This is a genomic window from Maridesulfovibrio pacificus (SeqCode) (assembly GCF_048612815.1).
In the GTDB taxonomy this organism is placed as follows: Bacteria; Desulfobacterota; Desulfovibrionia; order Desulfovibrionales; family Desulfovibrionaceae; genus Maridesulfovibrio; species Maridesulfovibrio pacificus.
Window position 1 is genome coordinate 1,700,789 of sequence record NZ_JBLZNE010000001.1, and the last position, 17,431, is coordinate 1,718,219.

The 17,431-nt window shown below is 48.4% G+C and carries 18 protein-coding genes; 7 read left to right on the plus strand and 11 right to left on the minus strand.

The window, feature by feature from the left end; translation table 11 throughout:
• Positions 1 to 103: 103 nt before the first annotated feature.
• The 4 genes from ACNI23_RS07975 to ACNI23_RS07990 all read left to right on the plus strand — a co-directional run bounded on the left by ACNI23_RS07975 (position 104) and on the right by ACNI23_RS07990 (position 3,852).
• Positions 104 to 1,414: a phenylacetate--CoA ligase family protein gene (locus ACNI23_RS07975; protein WP_015852365.1), complete on the plus strand. Its 1,311-nt coding sequence runs from the start codon at positions 104 to 106 to the stop codon at positions 1,412 to 1,414.
• 27 nt (positions 1,415 to 1,441) lie between these two features.
• A complete protein-coding gene (locus ACNI23_RS07980) occupies positions 1,442 to 1,873 on the plus strand; it encodes an ACT domain-containing protein (protein WP_420247768.1) in 432 nt (143 codons plus the stop codon).
• 165 nt (positions 1,874 to 2,038) lie between these two features.
• Complete coding sequence (locus ACNI23_RS07985) at positions 2,039 to 3,466, plus strand: RtcB family protein (RefSeq protein WP_420247770.1); 1,428 nt, start codon at positions 2,039 to 2,041, stop codon at positions 3,464 to 3,466.
• A gap of 41 nt (positions 3,467 to 3,507) precedes the next feature.
• Positions 3,508 to 3,852 (plus strand): Hpt domain-containing protein, encoded by a 345-nt coding sequence (locus ACNI23_RS07990; RefSeq protein ID WP_420247771.1) that lies wholly within the window; start codon positions 3,508 to 3,510, stop codon positions 3,850 to 3,852.
• Between the two features lie 59 nt (positions 3,853 to 3,911).
• Here ACNI23_RS07990 and ACNI23_RS07995 read toward each other — a convergent pair whose 3' ends face one another.
• The 7 genes from ACNI23_RS07995 to ACNI23_RS08025 form a co-directional block, all read right to left on the minus strand.
• Positions 3,912 to 5,777, minus strand: coding sequence for a potassium transporter Kup (locus ACNI23_RS07995; protein WP_420247773.1), 1,866 nt, complete (start codon positions 5,775 to 5,777; stop codon positions 3,912 to 3,914).
• A gap of 87 nt (positions 5,778 to 5,864) precedes the next feature.
• A complete protein-coding gene (locus ACNI23_RS08000; protein ID WP_420247776.1) occupies positions 5,865 to 6,326 on the minus strand; it encodes a nuclear transport factor 2 family protein in 462 nt (153 codons plus the stop codon).
• 66 nt (positions 6,327 to 6,392) lie between these two features.
• Positions 6,393 to 7,001 carry an adenylyl-sulfate kinase gene (locus ACNI23_RS08005; protein WP_420247777.1) on the minus strand — a complete coding sequence of 203 codons (609 nt, stop codon included), beginning with the start codon at positions 6,999 to 7,001 and terminating at the stop codon, positions 6,393 to 6,395.
• Positions 6,973 to 8,055, minus strand: coding sequence for a phosphotransferase family protein (locus ACNI23_RS08010; protein WP_420247780.1), 1,083 nt, complete (start codon positions 8,053 to 8,055; stop codon positions 6,973 to 6,975). Before ACNI23_RS08010 ends, ACNI23_RS08005 begins: the two co-directional genes overlap by 29 nt.
• Positions 8,056 to 8,212: 157 nt before the next feature.
• Positions 8,213 to 9,145, minus strand: a complete 933-nt coding sequence (locus tag ACNI23_RS08015) for a carbohydrate kinase family protein (RefSeq protein ID WP_420247781.1) — start codon at positions 9,143 to 9,145, stop codon at positions 8,213 to 8,215.
• A gap of 108 nt (positions 9,146 to 9,253) precedes the next feature.
• Positions 9,254 to 9,568 (minus strand): divalent-cation tolerance protein CutA, encoded by a 315-nt coding sequence (gene cutA, locus ACNI23_RS08020; RefSeq protein ID WP_420247783.1) that lies wholly within the window; start codon positions 9,566 to 9,568, stop codon positions 9,254 to 9,256.
• A 9-nt stretch (positions 9,569 to 9,577) separates the two neighbouring features.
• Complete coding sequence (locus ACNI23_RS08025) at positions 9,578 to 9,865, minus strand: hypothetical protein (RefSeq protein ID WP_420247785.1); 288 nt, start codon at positions 9,863 to 9,865, stop codon at positions 9,578 to 9,580.
• Positions 9,866 to 9,998: 133 nt separating this feature from the next.
• Here ACNI23_RS08025 and nth point away from each other — a divergent pair, with 133 nt between their 5' ends.
• Genes nth through ACNI23_RS08040 form a run of 3 tightly spaced genes read left to right on the plus strand, consistent with a single transcriptional unit; the run spans position 9,999 to position 12,441 of the window.
• Positions 9,999 to 10,661, plus strand: a complete 663-nt coding sequence (gene nth, locus ACNI23_RS08030; RefSeq protein ID WP_420247787.1) for an endonuclease III — start codon at positions 9,999 to 10,001, stop codon at positions 10,659 to 10,661.
• Positions 10,661 to 11,797 carry a tRNA guanosine(34) transglycosylase Tgt gene (gene tgt / locus ACNI23_RS08035; protein WP_420247788.1) on the plus strand — a complete coding sequence of 379 codons (1,137 nt, stop codon included), beginning with the start codon at positions 10,661 to 10,663 and terminating at the stop codon, positions 11,795 to 11,797. Before nth ends, tgt begins: the two co-directional genes overlap by 1 nt.
• Positions 11,797 to 12,441: a YdcF family protein gene (locus ACNI23_RS08040; protein ID WP_420247790.1), complete on the plus strand. Its 645-nt coding sequence runs from the start codon at positions 11,797 to 11,799 to the stop codon at positions 12,439 to 12,441. Before tgt ends, ACNI23_RS08040 begins: the two co-directional genes overlap by 1 nt.
• Before the next feature lie 39 nt (positions 12,442 to 12,480).
• Here ACNI23_RS08040 and ACNI23_RS08045 read toward each other — a convergent pair whose 3' ends face one another.
• From ACNI23_RS08045 to ACNI23_RS08060, 4 genes are all read right to left on the minus strand, one after another.
• Entirely contained in the window at positions 12,481 to 13,269 is a 789-nt protein-coding gene (locus ACNI23_RS08045) for an ATP-binding protein (protein ID WP_420247791.1), read from the minus strand.
• An 11-nt stretch (positions 13,270 to 13,280) separates the two neighbouring features.
• Positions 13,281 to 15,158 carry an anaerobic carbon-monoxide dehydrogenase catalytic subunit gene (gene cooS, locus ACNI23_RS08050; RefSeq protein ID WP_420247793.1) on the minus strand — a complete coding sequence of 626 codons (1,878 nt, stop codon included), beginning with the start codon at positions 15,156 to 15,158 and terminating at the stop codon, positions 13,281 to 13,283.
• A 199-nt stretch (positions 15,159 to 15,357) separates the two neighbouring features.
• The gene (locus tag ACNI23_RS08055; RefSeq protein ID WP_420247794.1) at positions 15,358 to 16,008 is read right to left on the minus strand and encodes a Crp/Fnr family transcriptional regulator; all 651 of its coding nucleotides are present in this window, start codon (positions 16,006 to 16,008) and stop codon (positions 15,358 to 15,360) included.
• A 2-nt stretch (positions 16,009 to 16,010) separates the two neighbouring features.
• Positions 16,011 to 17,381 (minus strand): YihY/virulence factor BrkB family protein, encoded by a 1,371-nt coding sequence (locus tag ACNI23_RS08060; protein WP_420247796.1) that lies wholly within the window; start codon positions 17,379 to 17,381, stop codon positions 16,011 to 16,013.
• Between the last annotated feature and the right edge of the window lie 50 nt (positions 17,382 to 17,431).

Below are 17,431 nucleotides of genomic sequence, written 5' to 3' on the forward strand. Positions count from 1 at the left end.
TACACTTTCTGAGAGTTTACCGGGCCACGGGCGCAAACCCCGTGGCCTTTTTTATTTTGTAACTTAAACCCTGTACGGGATCAGCCATATCAGGAGGCAAGCGATGATCTTCGACGTAGACAAGGAAACAATGCCGAGGGAAGAGCTGGAAGAATTACAGCTCAGACGTCTTAAACAGCTTTGCGAGCGAGTTTATGCCAACGTTCCTTTTTACACCAACAAATTCAAGGAACTGGGTATTGAACCCAAGGACATCAACTCCCTTTCCGACCTGACCAAACTCCCGTTTACTGAAAAGCAGGACCTGCGCAACCACTACCCCTTCGGCCTTTTTGCTGTCTCCCGCGAGAACATCGTCCGTATCCACTCATCTTCCGGCACCACCGGTAAAGCAACCGTTGTCGGCTACACCAAGCGCGACATCAAGAACTGGGCGGACCTCATGGCCCGTTCATTCGCCATTGCCGGCGCGACTCCTGAAGACAGCATTCATAACGCATACGGTTACGGACTGTTCACCGGTGGCCTCGGCGCGCACTACGGTGCGGAAGCACTGGGCGCAACCATCATCCCGGTATCCGGCGGCGGCACCAGACGCCAGATCATGCTGCTCAAAGATTTCGGTGCAGATGTAATCTGTTGTACCCCCTCCTACGCCCTGTTCCTGCACGAAACAGGCAAGGAAATGGGCATCGACTTCAAAAAACTGCCCCTGCGCATCGGTATTTTCGGTGCTGAACCGTGGACCGAGTCCATGCGCCGTGACATCGAACAGAAACTGAATATCAAGGCCCTCGACATCTACGGTCTTTCCGAAATCATGGGTCCCGGTGTTGCTATGGAATGTGCCGAAGAGCAGAACGGCCTGCACATCATGGAAGACCACTTCCTGCCTGAGATCATCAACCCCGAAACAGGCGAGCACGTTAAACCGGGCGAAGCCGGAGAGCTGGTAATCACCACCCTGACCAAGGAAGGTATCCCGCTCATCCGCTACCGCACCCGCGACCTGACCCGCCTGAACTACACTGCCTGCCGCTGCGGCCGCACTTTCGCCCGCATGCAGCGCATTATGGGACGCAGTGACGATATGCTCATCATCCGCGGCGTGAACGTATTCCCGTCCCAGATCGAGTCCATCCTCATCGAAACCGAAGGTCTCTCCCCGCACTACCAGCTGGTAGTTGAGCGTGACGGCAACCTCGACATCCTGACTGTGAAAGTCGAAATTTCCGGTGCAGCTTTCTCCGATGAAATTAAAAATTTACAGCGTCTCGAAAGAAAGATACAAAAAACTATTAAGGAATTCCTTGGCGTAACCGCCCGGGTTAAACTTGTGGAACCCAAATCAATTGAACGTTCCGTAGGAAAAGCCCAGAGAATTCTCGACCTGCGTAATCAGGACCAGCAATAGAACCTAATTCAAATGCGAGGAAACACCATGAAATGTGACCAGCTATCCATATTCCTTGAGAACCGTGCCGGAAGACTCGCCGAGGTAACCCGTCTGCTTACCGAGAACAAAGTCAATATCCGCGCCCTCTCCCTTGCCGACACTTCCGATTTCGGTATCCTGCGACTCATCGTGTCCGACTTTGAAACTGCACAGAAGGTGCTCAAAGAGGCAGGCTTCACAGTGGGTAAAACTTCTGTCGTAGCTGTCGTTGTAGACGACCAGCCCGGCGGTCTGCACAATCTGCTCGAAATGCTGCGCGGCTCCGGTATTAATGTAGAATACATGTACGCTTTCGTACACCAGTCCGGCTCCAACGCCGTAATCATCTTCCGCTTCGACCGTACCGATCAGGCCATCGAACTGCTTGGATCCAAGAACATCAAGATGATCCCCAGCGAAGAGCTGTGTAAATTATAAGCCCCCGGCGGCTGGGGAAGGGACACTTTTTGTAAAAAGTATCCCTCCCCCAGACCCCATCCCTTCCAAAACTTTTATTAAGCTTCGCATATAACGCATATAGACGGCGTAAAATTGATCGCAATATCTTGGTTGGTATTGCGTTTTTTTGTTATAAAGGGATTTATGAATATAAAATTACTTAAGCAAGAATCACCCTGCCGCTGGCGCATGGAAAAATACGGTCCCATGCAGGTAGATGCCCTATTCTTTGGAAACAAGGACATCATCCTTGAATTGGATGACACCACGGTTTCGCAGGTCCGCGATGTAGCATCGCTTCCAGGCGTGGTCGGCCCGGTCTGTGCTATGCCGGATGCCCATTCCGGTTATGGATTCCCAATCGGCGGTGTTGGAGCTTTTGATGAGAAAAGTGGAATTATTTCGGCAGGTGGAGTTGGATTTGATATTTCCTGTGGCGTACGCACCCTGACTACCGGATTGAAGAAGCAGGATTTGATCACTTGTGATACGAAGCTTGCGGATTTGCTTTTCAAGATAATTCCGTCCGGAGCAGGCGTTGGAGGTGACATTATCCTTGAAGGCGATCAGCTTGATGAAATGCTCCTTAACGGTGCTTCATGGGCTGTCGGGCAAGGACTCGGAAAACCGGAGGACCTCGGCAGGATTGAGGGCAATGGAAGAAATAGCTTTGCTGATCCGGGCAAAGTCCCTCTCAAAGCCAAACAACGTATGCGCAACCAGATGGGATCACTTGGGTCGGGCAACCACTATCTGGAAGTGCAGTATGTGGAAGAAATTTACGATAAAGCCAAAGCTGCGGCCTTCGGCATCGGAATTGACGATGTGGTGATCAGCATCCATTGCGGCTCACGCGGACTGGGGCATCAGATAGCCAAGGAATACCTGCCCATGATGGCTAAGGCCGCTCCCGGATTCGGCATCAAGCTTCCTCACAAGGATATTGCCTGCGCACCCATAAATTCCGAACTAGGACAAGATTACCTCGGAGCCATGGGAGCAGGCATTAACTGCGCCCTTGCCAACCGTCAGGCCATCACACACCTTGTGCGGCAATGTTTTTCGGAGATATTGCCGCAGGCTGATTTGCGACTGCTTTACGATGTCAGCCACAACACTTGTCAGCGTGAAGAATTCAAAATTAATGGAAAAAAGAAAAATTTATGGGTGCACCGTAAAGGCGCAACCCGTGCGCTTGGGCCGGGACACTCTGAGCTGCCAAGAGAATTCAAAAAATACGGTCAGCCGGTAATAATCGGCGGAAGCATGGGGACAGCATCTTACATCCTTTCCGGGACAAAAGAATCAGCTGAAATATCTTTTTCATCCTGCTGTCACGGTGCAGGAAGGGTTATGAGCCGAGCCAAAGCGCGCAAGAGCTTCAAGGGCAATAAAATCCAGAAAGAACTTGGCAGGCGCGGAATTATCATCCGTACCGGATCTTTCAAAGGCATTGCCGAAGAAGCTCCCCTTGCCTACAAGGACGTAGACATGATCATCGAATCAACTCAAACTGCCGGAATAGCAGAAAAGGTTGCCCGACTACGACCCATTTTATGTATAAAAGGCTAAAAATTGTGGAAATAGATTTTGATTTGGACTAAGTTAATCGAATGGAAAATAATGAAGTAATTAACAAGGATTGGCTGGCTTCCATGGCCTCCACCAAAAAGGAATTCCTGACCAAGCTTTTTGCCGTATTCCTGCGAGATGAGCCCGCCCGGGTGATCAAAATAAGGGAAGCTTTTGAAGCCGGACAGATGGATGAACTTAAATACCTTGCCCACTCCCTTAAAGGCGCGGCAGCCACTATGGGAGCAGACAGGGTTCGTGAAGCCTGCCTGAGACTGGAATACAGTGCTCGTGACGGTGACAAGGAACTCTCAGAAAAAAACCTGCATGTTCTGGAAGATGAGATGAAACATGTTTACGATTTCATGAGCGATTTCATCCAATAACTCAAAAATTTGCGCTGAATATTTCATAAAAAGACCGGGGAGACATTTCCCCGGTCTTTTTATATTTTGATAGCAGTTCCGATGGTAATAACTTTGTCTGCGGGAATCCGTAAATAGTCTAGGGGATCCTCTGAAACGGAACTGAGCATGATAAAAATTTTCCGTCTCAGCAGATGTTCTTTGTTATCCTTATTAAAGCGCAACAGCATGCGCCCGATATAAAAATAACTGTCCGTACTGCTAAGCCCCAACTGATTCCATGACTGCACCAGAATCAGCGACAAATTCGGTTTTTCCATGAAACCGTAATTCACAGTCATCCAGTATATATTCTTTTCAACATTTTTCAGGGAAATGCGTTTGTGCGAGTCAAGATAAGGCTCACTGGATGTATTCACACGCAGAAAGACCAGCTTCTCATGAACTACCCGATTATTACGCAGGTGTTGTAAAAAAGCATGCGGTATGAATTCGGAAGCGGAAAGAAACACAGCCTCCCCCGGAACCTTTGCCAGCATGTACTTTTCAATTTCTGGTTCCAGTTCGGAAACCTCAAGTCCGCGCGCCTGCAACTGCTCCTTAAGCCTAGCTCTGCCCCATATCCAGACGAACATGCCATAAGCAATCAAACCGGCCAGCAGTATGGGAAACCAACCGCCCCCCGCAATCTTGGTAAAATTTACGATGAAAAAACCAAGATCGAACAGAGCAAAGAACCCGGTCAGTATTACTGCAAATATCCACGGACAATTGCGTATTCTACGCAGATAGAACCAGAATAGATAAGTGGTGATAACCATAGTTCCTGTTATGGCTATCCCGTAAGCTCCGGCCAAATGCTCCGAGCCTTCAAAAAACAGCACCAGAAGAATACACAAGCCAGCCATAACCCAGTTTACTGAAGGCACAAAGACCTGACCCGGATTTTCTTCCGAAGTCTGTAAAATTCGAATACGTGGAATAAAACCGAGGTGGACAGCCTGAGCTGTCAGCGAAAAGGCACCGGAAATAATGGCCTGAGAAGCAATAATTGCCGCGAAAGTTGCCAGAGCGACCATGGGCAACGTTAGAAATTTTGGAAAAAGGCTGAAAAACGGGTTGATGATCGATTCGGGATTCTCGATCAGTATAGCCCCCTGTCCCAGATAATTGAGCAGCAGACTGGGCAGGGCCACAAAGTACCACGCAAGGGTAATCGGTCTGCGTCCAAAATGCCCCATATCGGCGAAAAGAGCCTCGCCCCCGGTAACACAAAGGACAACCGCCCCAAGGACCATGGTTCCGGCCAAACCGTTTTCAGCAAAAAAGTTCAATGCAAAATATGGACTGAATGCCTGAAGTACGACTGGATTGCCAACTGCTGAGAACAAACCGAAAACGCCGATTACCGTAAACCAGATCAACATGACCGGACCAAACAAACTGCCTATTTTTTCAGTGCCGCTGCTCTGGAAAGCAAACAGTGCCAGCAGAATTGTGCAGGCGATATGCGGAGTATATTGATGTGCAGCCGTTGTAGCTATATCAAGTCCTTCAATGGCGGAAAGCACGGAAATTGCCGGAGTGATAACCCCGTCACCATAAAGCAACGCCCCGCCGACCATAGCAGCGAAAAGCATAAATGAAGCAGACCTGCGCTGCCCTTCATGACTGACCAATTCGTAAAGCGCGAAAATACCGCCTTCGCCCTCGTTATCTGCAGCCATGACAAAAGTTACGTACTTGAGGCAGATCACAATCAAAAGAGACCAGATAATCAGGGAAAGCACTCCCAGCACGTTAGCCGGGTTGAGTGCAATGGCATGATGCCCGCTGAAACAGGCCTTCATGGCATAAAGAGGACTGGTTCCGATATCACCGAAAACCACTCCCAGGGCACCCAAGGCCAACGCAGCCTGACGGCTTTTACCTTTCTGTTTTATCATAATCTACCCGTGAGGGGTTTTGCCCAAAAAAAAAGGGGAAAACTATCCAGCAAAATAGTTTTCCCCTCCCTATGAAACATAATAAATTTACTCGCCCTTACGACCGTATGTTTCCTTCTCAATCAGCCACTTACCATCTTTGAGCAAAAACTCGAAAGAAGGATTAAACTTACCGCGCCCATCGTTGCTCCGGTAATCCCACTGCACCCTTATATTGCATTTATTACCTTCAACCGTGAATGAGGTAATCTTGAACAAACGCAATTTAAAAGAACTGTCCAGCCAATAAGAAGAGCAACGGGCCAGACTTTCACTGAAATCTGAAAACAAAAGTTCTTCCGTTGATTTGCAAGGAAAAGACATTACAACCGCATTATCTGCATACAGGGCACGAATAGCAGCAAAATCCCTGAGATTGTAAGCATCCTTATAATCGAAAAGGACATCCTTGATTTGATTGCGGACCCCATCTTCAGCAGAAGCTCCGACGGAGACAGCAGCACAAGCAACAACCAGCAAAATCATCATTGAGAATAAAACTTTCTTCACAACAAACACCTTATGATACGTTTATTTTTGCAACTTCATTTCCTTTAAAACAAATTTAAATAAAAATCAGCAAATCCCGTTCATCCTACGCCACTTTTGCAGACAGGTCTGCACCTCCTCAAAAGTTTCGTCAGGCGTTTTTCCGGCTGTATCCACAATGCACTCGGCATTATTATCTTCCTGAAATTTAACATCCACCCCGATAACTTCACCAAGATCCTTGAATTCCTTTCCGGTACGCTGCCGCTCAAGAGCCTTTTCATACAACCCGGCCATGACCAGCCCCTGTTGCCGCCCGGATTCCCGTTTCATGGCCATATTCACAGGACAGCGCAGATATACTTCAGCAAAAAAGTCTATTTTCTCACGCGCATCATTGCGCCAGCAAAGCTCATGAGCGGAACCGTCCATAATCACACATCGACCGGACTGCATGATTGAAAGAGCATCTTCCACAAAAAGATTATAGGCCCGCTGCCGTTCGTCACAGGTATATTCAGGATTGGGAATATACATTTTACGCCGCTCATCCATACAAAGAAGGACAACCTTAACTCCCTCTGCCCGCAATTTATCATATAATTTCCCGGCGATGGTGCTCTTGCCACATCCGGGCAAACCGGTAATCCAGATAGCCCAGTTTTTGTTAACGCATATACCTTTCGAATTGGACATAATCGAAAACCTCATCCTCAAGGACATTTTCAATAAAACGCATCAACGCATCCCGCACTTCCTGCGGATGATCTGGATACCATACAGGCGAGGCAATGACCAACCCCCTGAATACGAAAAATGGAGCCATAACCTGTAGAACCTCCATATCACCGGTCTCTTCCAAGTAGGTTTCCATATAAGTCATGTATAGATTGCGCATCTTGCTGGAAAATTTTCCGTCAGAATAAAGGCCGAAAAGAATATAATTGGTTGCCATACAGCAAAGATCCCCGGCAGGTTCGCCCCACTCACCCCGGCTGCGGTCAAGCACGCTGAAATCTTCCGGTCCGCCCATAAGTACATTCCATGGATGAAAATCCCCATGAACAGCACATAGGCGGTGGGTGTAATGAAAGAGCTTCCAGCGCCAATCAATCAGCTTCTTCTCAAGATTAACAAAGCGGCTTTGAGAAAAAAAATCGCAAGGGTGTTTGAAAGCCTCATCAATCAATCCCATAATGCATTCACTGGAACCGATCAGATCACGGATTCGGCGCATATACAGATGAGGATCATCTTTCTTTACTGAATGGATTTCCGCCAGCCACCCGGCAAGATCGGCAGCGCTCTGCACGTCCTGATCCGAGAAGTCTCCGTTACGGATGCGGTCAAGATCGTTAAAGTAGTCATAACCCTGTAACTTTTCATTGAGGATAAAAAATTCCTGCGGTTCATTGAGGGGAAGCATCTCGCCACTACGGTTGATATAGCCGATACCCATGGGCTTAACATGGCGTGGAAGCCGTGCCGAAGTTTCATACTGAAACATTAGCACCGCTGCCCTGTCCCAATAAAACTGGTGTCCGTAATTATCCCCTTTCATGATTGAAATAACGGTTTCGCACTCCTCGCCATTCACAGTGAAAAGCACCAGCAGCGGTTTACCGTAGCCGAACTTCTTCATTCCCTGCTTATCAAGCGAACCGATATCCCCGTAATCCACAAGGGCCGTGCCGGGGCCAAAAGCTTCTCTCAAGTAACCTTCAAGCATGGCAGCGGTTATTTCAATCATGGTGCATCCTCCGGGATTTTAATTCCTAGGATACAGGAACAGACAACTCACTTACAACTATTTTCGGCAAAAAAGAGGTCAAAGCACTTTGAATAAAAAAACCGGAACCCTGCGAGCAGGATTCCGGCGTAAGATCAGATTGCGTAAACTGGTAATTTTAAAGTTTACCGAAGTTTGCTTCGTAACGTGCCCAGAACTCTTCTTCAGTATATGAATGTTCCTGAGTACCGAGTTTCTCAACGCAGTAAACAGCACTGACAGCACCCACATGGGCAGATTCAACGAGGGTTTTGCCCATGGCAAGGCCCTTGATCAGTCCGGCACGGAAAGCATCCCCTGCTCCGGTGGGGTCTTCCACAACTTCAGCCTTGGCAGCGGGAACTTTGGTTTCGCCGTCTTTTTCAACAACAATACAACCCTGCTCGCCAAGAGTTACGATGATGGAATCACAAATTTCCATGAGTTCATCACGGGTCTTACCTGTGGACTTCATGATCATTTCCAGTTCGTAATCATTGGAAACAAGGATCTTGCAACCGCTAATCATTTCCAGCAACTGTTCACCGCTGAATGCAGGAATATTCTGGCCCGGATCGTAAATGAAAGAAACACCCTTTTCACGGTAAACCTTGGGGAAATTCTGCATATCATCAAGGTTACCGGGAGAAACGATTGCCAGTGCATCTGCAGGATTCACTGCGGAAAAATCATAATCGCAACCGTATTTCATGGCACCGGGGTTGAATCCGGTAATCTGGTTATCGGACTTATCGGTAGTGATGTATGCACCGGCAGTAAATTCGCTATCTATGCGCTTAATGCCTTCACGAGTAATTTTGTTATCGTCCAGCCATTTTTCATAGCCGTCAAAATCTTTACCGCCTGTACCGAGAATTACGGGTTTCTCATCGAGCATGGAAAGAGCGTAAGCAATGTTTCCGGCTGTACCGCCGAAACGTTCATCAAGGCCGTCCACAAGAAAACACACGTTAAGCATATGAATTTTATCGGGCAGGATATGATCAGCAAAGCTACCGGGAAAACTCATAATTCTGTCATAGGCCAAAGAACCGGAAACCAATATCTGCATTTGTTTGAACTCCTTAAATATGATTCGAGCAAGAAATAAAAAGCATACTCCCACCCGGTTTGCGCGGCTGAGAGTATGCTTTCTTTAATGGTAAAGTCAATAAACAGGCTAGCCGGTATGGCTTTTTACCCATTCAAAGAATTCTTCATTACCCTGCTTTGACTCAATGGCAACAATTGCAGGACAATCATAGCTATGAAGATTTTTTACCGTCTGCACCAACTTATCAACCAGTTCCGGTGTTGTCTTGGCGATAAGCACAGTTTCCTCGGAACGCTCAAGCTTTCCTTCCCACCAATACATGGATTCCATCTTCTCAAAGATATTCACACATGCGGCGAGATGGCGCATGACCAGCTCTCCACCGATCTCCCGCGCCTCTTCAACGTCCCCAGTGGTAATATAAACCATCATTATGGACATAAAGCCCTCCTACTTGCAGACAGGACTCTCACCGGGTTTGGCATTTGCAAGGTAGTTACTGATTGCATCCAGTTCATCAGCAGTAATAGTCATGCCCATATCTGCCATGCGCTGGTTGGTTTTTTGCCATGCAGCCAGATCTTTTTTACCCAATCCGCGGCAGACACGTTTAAGACTGTGGCAAGGCGTACACTTGGCAAGAACAAGGCTGGAACCGTCTGCAGCCCCGGAAGTAGAAAGTCCTAAACCGGAGATGGTAAACAGAGCCGCAACTATCAAACTTAATGCTAATTTCATATTCAATTCCTCCACTTTGGATTTGTATTAGATGATACATGAATTGACATGAACGGCAACATTTATCACCATCAGGGACATATATTCGATGATTGTAAGTTACACAAAGAAATGATAGCCCACAGCAGACATTATGAAAATGAAAAGCCCAGACAAAAAGACCCTGCAAAGAGCAACCATAATCTATGACCGTCTGATTAAAAGGTATCCGAACCCGGAGCCGGAATTGGATTGGAACAATGCATGGGAACTGATGGTTGCCACAGCTTTGGCCGCTCAGTGTACGGACGTGAGGGTTAACAAAGTTACCCCGGAACTTTTCAAACGCTGGCCCGGTCCTGCCGAAATGATCAAGGCGGATATTGCGGACATCGAAGAAGTAATCCGCTCCACCGGACTTTTCCGCAATAAGGCCAAAAACCTGAAAGGTGCGGCGGAAGTTGTCATGAATGAATTCGGCGGTGAAATGCCCCGAACCATGAAAGATATGATCAAACTTCCCGGAGTGGCTCGCAAGACCGCCAATATCGTGCTGTCTAATGCCATGAACGTTCACGAAGGGGTGGCTGTGGATACCCATGTAAAAAGGCTTTCATTCAGGATGGGCTTAACCGAAAGCACCAACCCAAATGTAATTGAAAAAGACCTGATGCCGCTTTTCAAGCGCGAGAACTGGGGCGATGCCAACCATGTTCTAGTCCTTTATGGCCGTGAAATATGCTCGGCCAGAAGCCCGAAATGCGACATTTGCGAACTTAACGATATATGTCCGAAAAACGGAATTGAGAAAAAATAATGAGCGAAGAGAAAAAGAAACCCGGTACCTTCACCGTACATGCAACCGACGGCCACGCGCGCCGCGGAACCCTTGTCACCGCACACGGTGAAATCCAGACCCCGGTCTACATGCCAGTTGGCACACAGGGTGCTGTTAAGGGTGTTTCCCCACGTGATCTGAAAGAAATCAACTCCCAGATCATCCTCGGCAACACCTACCACCTCTACCTGCGTCCCGGTGACGAGCTCGTTGCCCGCCGTGGCGGTCTGCACAAATTCGCCAACTGGGATAAACCCATCCTCACCGACAGCGGAGGATTTCAGGTATTCAGCCTTGAGTCCATCCGTAAGATCACCGAACAGGGCGTAGAATTCCGTTCCTATCTTGACGGATCAAAACACTTCTTTTCCCCGGAAAAAGTCATTTCCATCCAGAACAATATCGGCTCCGATATCATGATGGTGCTGGATGAATGTGTAGGTTACGGACATGACCGCGACTACACAGCCAAATCCCTTGAAATGACCACCCGCTGGGCCAAACGCTGCCGTGATGCCTACCCCGTAGGTTCCGGCGACCAGCTTATGTTCGGTATTGTTCAGGGCGGATTCCACAAAGACCTGCGTGAAGTTTCCCTTGAGCAGCTCCGCGAAATTCCTTTCGAAGGCTTCGCCATCGGCGGCCTGAGCGTAGGGGAACCCATCCCGGACATGTACGACATTCTGCAGCACATCGGCCCCAAGCTGCCTGAAGAAAAACCCCGCTACCTCATGGGCGTGGGAACTCCGCTAGATATCCTTGAAGGTATCGCCAACGGTGTGGACATGTTCGACTGCGTGCTGCCCACAAGGAACGCACGTAACGGAACCCTGTACACCAGCCTCGGCAAGGTCAACATCAAACGCGCCGAGTATCGCGAAGATGATTCTCCGCTGGACCCGAACTGCGACTGCTACACCTGCCGCACATTCAGCAAGGCTTACCTGCGCCACTTGTACACAGCCAAAGAACTGCTTTCCTACCAGCTGAACTCAATCCACAACCTGCGCTTCTTCCTCAAACTGACCGAAGAAGCACGGGATGCTATTGAGAAAGGCACTTTCGCAGACCTGCGCAAAAAATACGAAGCGGTTTACGAATCGCCAGTTAAATAATGAAAATTATCAGGCCATTATTAACGCTGATTGGAGCACTGACCGTTGCCGGAATGCTGGCGGCGGCAGTGCTTTTTTTCTTTGCCCCGGTTCTGCTTCAGCAGGAGGATGAACTTGAAAAGGCAGACGCCATCGTAGTTTTAGGGGGACATTACTACCGTCCCCTCTACGCTGCCGATCTCTATAATAAAGGCTACGCACCGCGTATTTTAGCCAGCAAACCGGTAATTACACCGGAAATTGAAGCTGTGCGCGATCTGGGCATACATTTCCCTTACCAATGGGAAGTTTTCCGGGATGTACTACTGAAAAAAGATGTACCGGCGGAGAATATCGATTTTTTCGGCAAAGCTAACATCAGTACCCTTGATGAAGCGGAAAAACTGAGAGACAAACTCACTCCGCAAACCAAGTCGATAATCCTTGTAACCTCGCCCATGCACACTCGCCGTGCCGGAATCATCTTCAGGGAGATTCTACCACCGAACGTCAAAATCATTGTTGTCGGCACTCCGTACGAAGTCACTCCAGATAAATGGTGGACGAATTTCCGGGCTGCACCATTTGTGGTTCTGGAAGTAGCCAAAACACTCTATTACGAATTTGGCGGAGCTTTCAGGAGCTCGGAATCAGCTATCAATTAAAAAGAAAAAGACCTTCCGGATACCGGAAGGTCTTTTGTTTTATGCTTTAGTCATTTTCTGCAATGCGCTGACTATCTTTTCCATTATCGCATCAATCTCCTCAGACTCAGGCAGATTGAGAACATTACCGTCTGACATCTGGCGTTCAACCAAACCGGACAGCTGCGGCATGGTGAACCGATTCTCCGGCAGATAATCCAGATTGGGAGGCTCCCCCCCAAAATAACGGTTAATAACCAGCACCTGTGTATCCAGTCCCAGCTCCGAGGCCATACGGCCCACTTCAGAAGCTGTCTGGAAGCTGCGCATGGAGGGTTCACTGACAACCACTAATCCGTCAACGTGCATGGCTGTCCCCCTGCCGAGATGCTCTACCCCGGCTTCAAGATCAACCAGAACGCAATCATCACTGTCCATCACGATATGAGCCAGCAGTGCTTTGAGCAGGGCATTGGCATCACAGGCGCAACCACCTCCGGCATTGGAAAGCCCGCCCATTACCAGCAGCCTTTTCTTACCCGGTTCAACACCGGGGAAAGGCTCTCCATAAAGCGGCAGTTCCACCGCAAGCTCTTCCGGCAGATCACCTACTTCCGGGTTAAGGTTGAGAAAACCTTCCTCATGTATCCGCTCCCTGACCAGATCAGTTCTTGAAGAAACAGGAACCGGAAGCGAACCAGCATCCAGACCGGAAGCCTGCCCCAGCGACAAAGCCGTGTCTGCATCAATCATCCAGACGTTCTGTCCGCTTCGGGCCATCCAGTCTGCCATCCACGAAGTAATGGAAGTTTTGCCTACGCCGCCCTTGCCTGCAAATGCCAGCTTCATACTCAACTCCCCTACTCGCTTAGACCAAGACCTTTACGTTTAGCCTTGATCCTTTCATCGAAGAGCTCGGCAGTCTTGACCGGATCAGGTTCAATGACAAACGAAGCACCGACCAGATCTTCAAGTCCGGAAACAGCTATGTTGGTCACAGTTTCGGAACCAAGAATATTCGGCGGATGTCCGAGGTGGGTGTAAATCCCACTGGCTACGGCATAAAGGCCGATTGCTGCGGCTTTTTCCGAATACCACTCAGGAGAGGATGCTCCGACCGGCAAGTCACTGATGTCCACATTCAAGGCATCAGCCAACGCTGCGCAAAGCTGCAGAATACGGGCATTATCCACGCAGGAGCCGTAATGCAGAACCGGCGGGATTCCCAAAGCACCGCAGATCTTCTTGAGTCCCGGTCCGGCCATTTCAATGGCATCGGGAACCAGCAGTCCGGCCTTGCCAGCAGCAGTGGTTACGCATCCGGTAACCAGCACAAGAATGTCCTTCTTGATCAATTCCTTGGCAAGGCCCACATTCATGGAATCCTGCTGGAACTTGGGGTTATTACAACCGACAATTCCAACAGCACCACGAATATCCCCGGCAGCGATGGCCTGTACCAGCGGATCAAGGGAACCGCCCAGTGCGGAGATAACGGCCTCGTTGGAGAATCCGGTCATAATTTCCACAGGCTCGCATGGGATGTCCACACGGGAAGCATCACGTTCAGAGTATGCTTTAACAGCCAGACGCACGATTTCAGTGGCCTGCTCATAAGCGTTATGCGGATGAATATCAAAATGAATGGCCCCGGTGAAACGGGCCTTGGCTGCGGTGTCGATAAATCTGGTGTGGTAGCAGCCGGAAATCTGCACAAGACTGGGCATGATACATTGATAATCCACAACCACGGCCTCAACCGCTCCGGTCAGGATTGCCAGCTCGGTCATAAGGTGGTTCCCGGCCATTGGTATGCCTTTACGCATGAGCAATTCGTTGCCGGTACAGCAAAGACCTGCGATGTTGATGCCTGCTGCTCCGGCGGCCTTTGCTTCGGCAACAATTTCAGGATCGCGGGAAGCTGCCAGAATCATCTCGGAAACAACGGGATTGTGTCCGTGCACAAGAATATTAACTTTGTCTTCTTTGATAACGCCAAGATTGGCCTGCGACATGGAAGGGGTCGGGGTTCCGAAAATAACATCTGAAAGCTCGGTACCGATCATGGAACCGCCCCAGCCATCAGCAAGTGAAGTCCGGGCTGCATGGAGAAGAGTGTTAGGCGCGTCATTATCACAGCCCATATGGGTACGATGCATCATTTCAGCAATTTCACGGTCAACACCACGCGGGACCATACCCAGCTTTTCCCAGATATCTTTGCGTTTCTGAGGAACACGGGAAAGAAAAGAGACCTGCTTTTTGCGGCTGCCGAAGTCTCCGAAGAAACATTCCATGGCATCCCGGGCAATGTCCTTGATATCCCGCCCTTCAGTTTCAATCCCTATTTCAGTGGAAATACGGCGCAGCTTATCCTCATCGGTAATTTTATAATCCTTGGTTTCACCCTCAACAATAGCCTCAAGCACCTCGATCAAATCCCGGCCATGATCAGAATGTCCTGCAGCTCCGCCAGCCACGAAACGACCGAAATTCCTTGCTACTACAACATCCGCATCAGCGCCGCATACACCGCGCGGAGACTTGGGGGTAATTTTACACGGCCCCATGGTACAGATACGGCAGCTGGTACCAAGTTCACAAAATTTGCAATGCGGAGTCTGCTTTTGCAGCCTCTCATGCACAGTTTCAATACCTTCTGCGCGCGCTTTGTTAATCATCGCACGGGCATCATCCCAAATTGTCAGTTCTTCAGCCGGACGGGGGTCTTTCGCCATTAACCTATCCTCCCTGTTTTACCGGAAGCATAAAAATCACTTCCGGTTCATTCCTATTAATCTAACGTAACAAGTCGGACTCAATATGTTTGTCGGATACCCGACAAAAGAAGTATATTTTTAATATTCGATATGCTCAGCAACCGTTATTCATCAAATATACTACTCTTAAAATAACATATTTCTCTTCCGAAACTGATTAATTTTCAGCGAGAGACTTCAATTGCTCAAGATCAATAACAAGCCAATGGGAACGGTCAATACGAACGAGTATCCCTTCACGGGTAAGGTTGTTCAGCAAGGTGGATACAGTCTGGCGGGTAGCTCCAAGGAGGGTGGAAAGCTGTTCGGTGGTTAAGTTGAGGTTGATCTCTATTCCTCCGTCAACGGTCTTTCCGTATTGGGAAGTTTCCTTGTACAAATAATTGCAAAGACGGGAATTGATGTCCTTGAAAACCAATCCATCAATTACGGAAAAAGAATTCTGCAGAATCTTTCCCAATACGCGAACCATGGTACGGTTAAAGATAGGAATATCAGCCATGCAACGCTTGACTGACTGGACATCGGTGGTCAGCAACATGCCATCTTCATAAGCCTGAACAAAGCATCCGGCATGGGTGGAATAAAGATCTCCAGGACCAAGTATCCCTAAAGTAAATTCCTTGGATTCGTAAGCGAGATAAATTCGGACACGTCCTTTCGCAACAATAAAGACCAGATCATCCTCGGTCTCAGGATCAAAAATAACCGCACCTTTTTTAAATCTGCGTTCACTGAAAACATTACGGATATCTTCGAAATCAGCCCGTTCAAGCTCATCCAGAAGATTGATACCGGAAAATTTCATACTTAACCGTCCTCAGGCGCGGCTGGAAGTTTTTCCAAAAATTTATCCATATTTTTTGCACAATCAGACAGAGACATATCACATCCGCTTTCTCGAATAACAACTTTAATATCATCGAACATCTTGGCGACAAAAAGCATTCCCGGATTTTCAACCACAGTGCTGGCTCCCTTACCTGAACCGGAAAGAATACCCATCACCTGCAACATGGTCAGGTTCTGGGGGGAAACTGCAAAAGAATATAACTCATTCCCTTCTTCTGCACCCTTAATCAGAACTCCGCTTTCCACAAATCTATCCAACAGAGGAGCGATAAACCGGACCGGAACGCCAATTTCCCCGGCAAGTTCTTCCAAATCATAAGGATGCTCGGAATTCTCAAAGCGCATAGTCATAAGACTCAGTGCCAGCAAGGAAAATTTCTGCATATCTTCCACTCCGGCATCGGGCATAAACTTCTGCTGTCTGTAAAGCCTCACATTCTGGACAGCGTAGCTAATCTCCGAGCCGAGCAGAACTATCACCCAGCTGGCGTAAAGCCAAACCAAAAAAAGCGGCAATTGAGCAAAACTGCCGTAAATTGCATTGTACTTGGTAACCCCGATCTGCCAGTTTATGTAGGCCCACTGAGCCATCTGCCAGACAGTCCCGGCCACAATCCCCCCAGCCAGAGCACTGGTTATCCGCACTTTAGTATTAGGCATAAAAGCATATATAAAAGTGAAAGATAGCCAGATAAGAACCAGCGGAGCCAGATTAATTAAAAAACCCTCTAGCTCCGTGATTCCATAGATACTTCCAAACTGTTGCAAAACAGCCTGCTTCTTAATGGAAACACTGACACTTGTGGCAACAATAACCGCCACCGGACAAATGAAAATTACCGAGAAAAAATCCGTGAATTTGCGCCAGAAAGTACGTCCGTGGCTGACTTTCCAAATTATATTGAAAGCTTTTTCAACAGTCCCCACAGTAGAAAGGACAGTAAAAAGCAAGGTTGCAACCCCTATCCAGCCGAGAGTCTGAACATTGGTATTGTCCACATACTCAAGAATTTTCCCGACCACCTCTTCTCTTCCGGCGGAAACTTTAAGCAGCATCTCTTGGATATAACTTGAATCCTGAAAGCCCATTCCTTTCATCAAAGAAAAGGCCACCGCAAGAAATGGGACAATAGAAAGCATTGTAGTAAATGTAAGAGCGGAAGCGCGGATAATACATTGATCTCTAAGGAACCCTATTGTGACAAGATAGCCCACCCGGGCCATGGTATGCAGGATCTTTATGGGACTACTGACATGGGAAGCGCTCCAATCCCAAATATCATTCAGGAAAAACTCGGAAATCCGTTTTCCAACTTTTCCACCGGTCATCGCGTCCCCCTGCTGGATTATGAGTATGTAACTGAAAGCATAGCCATACA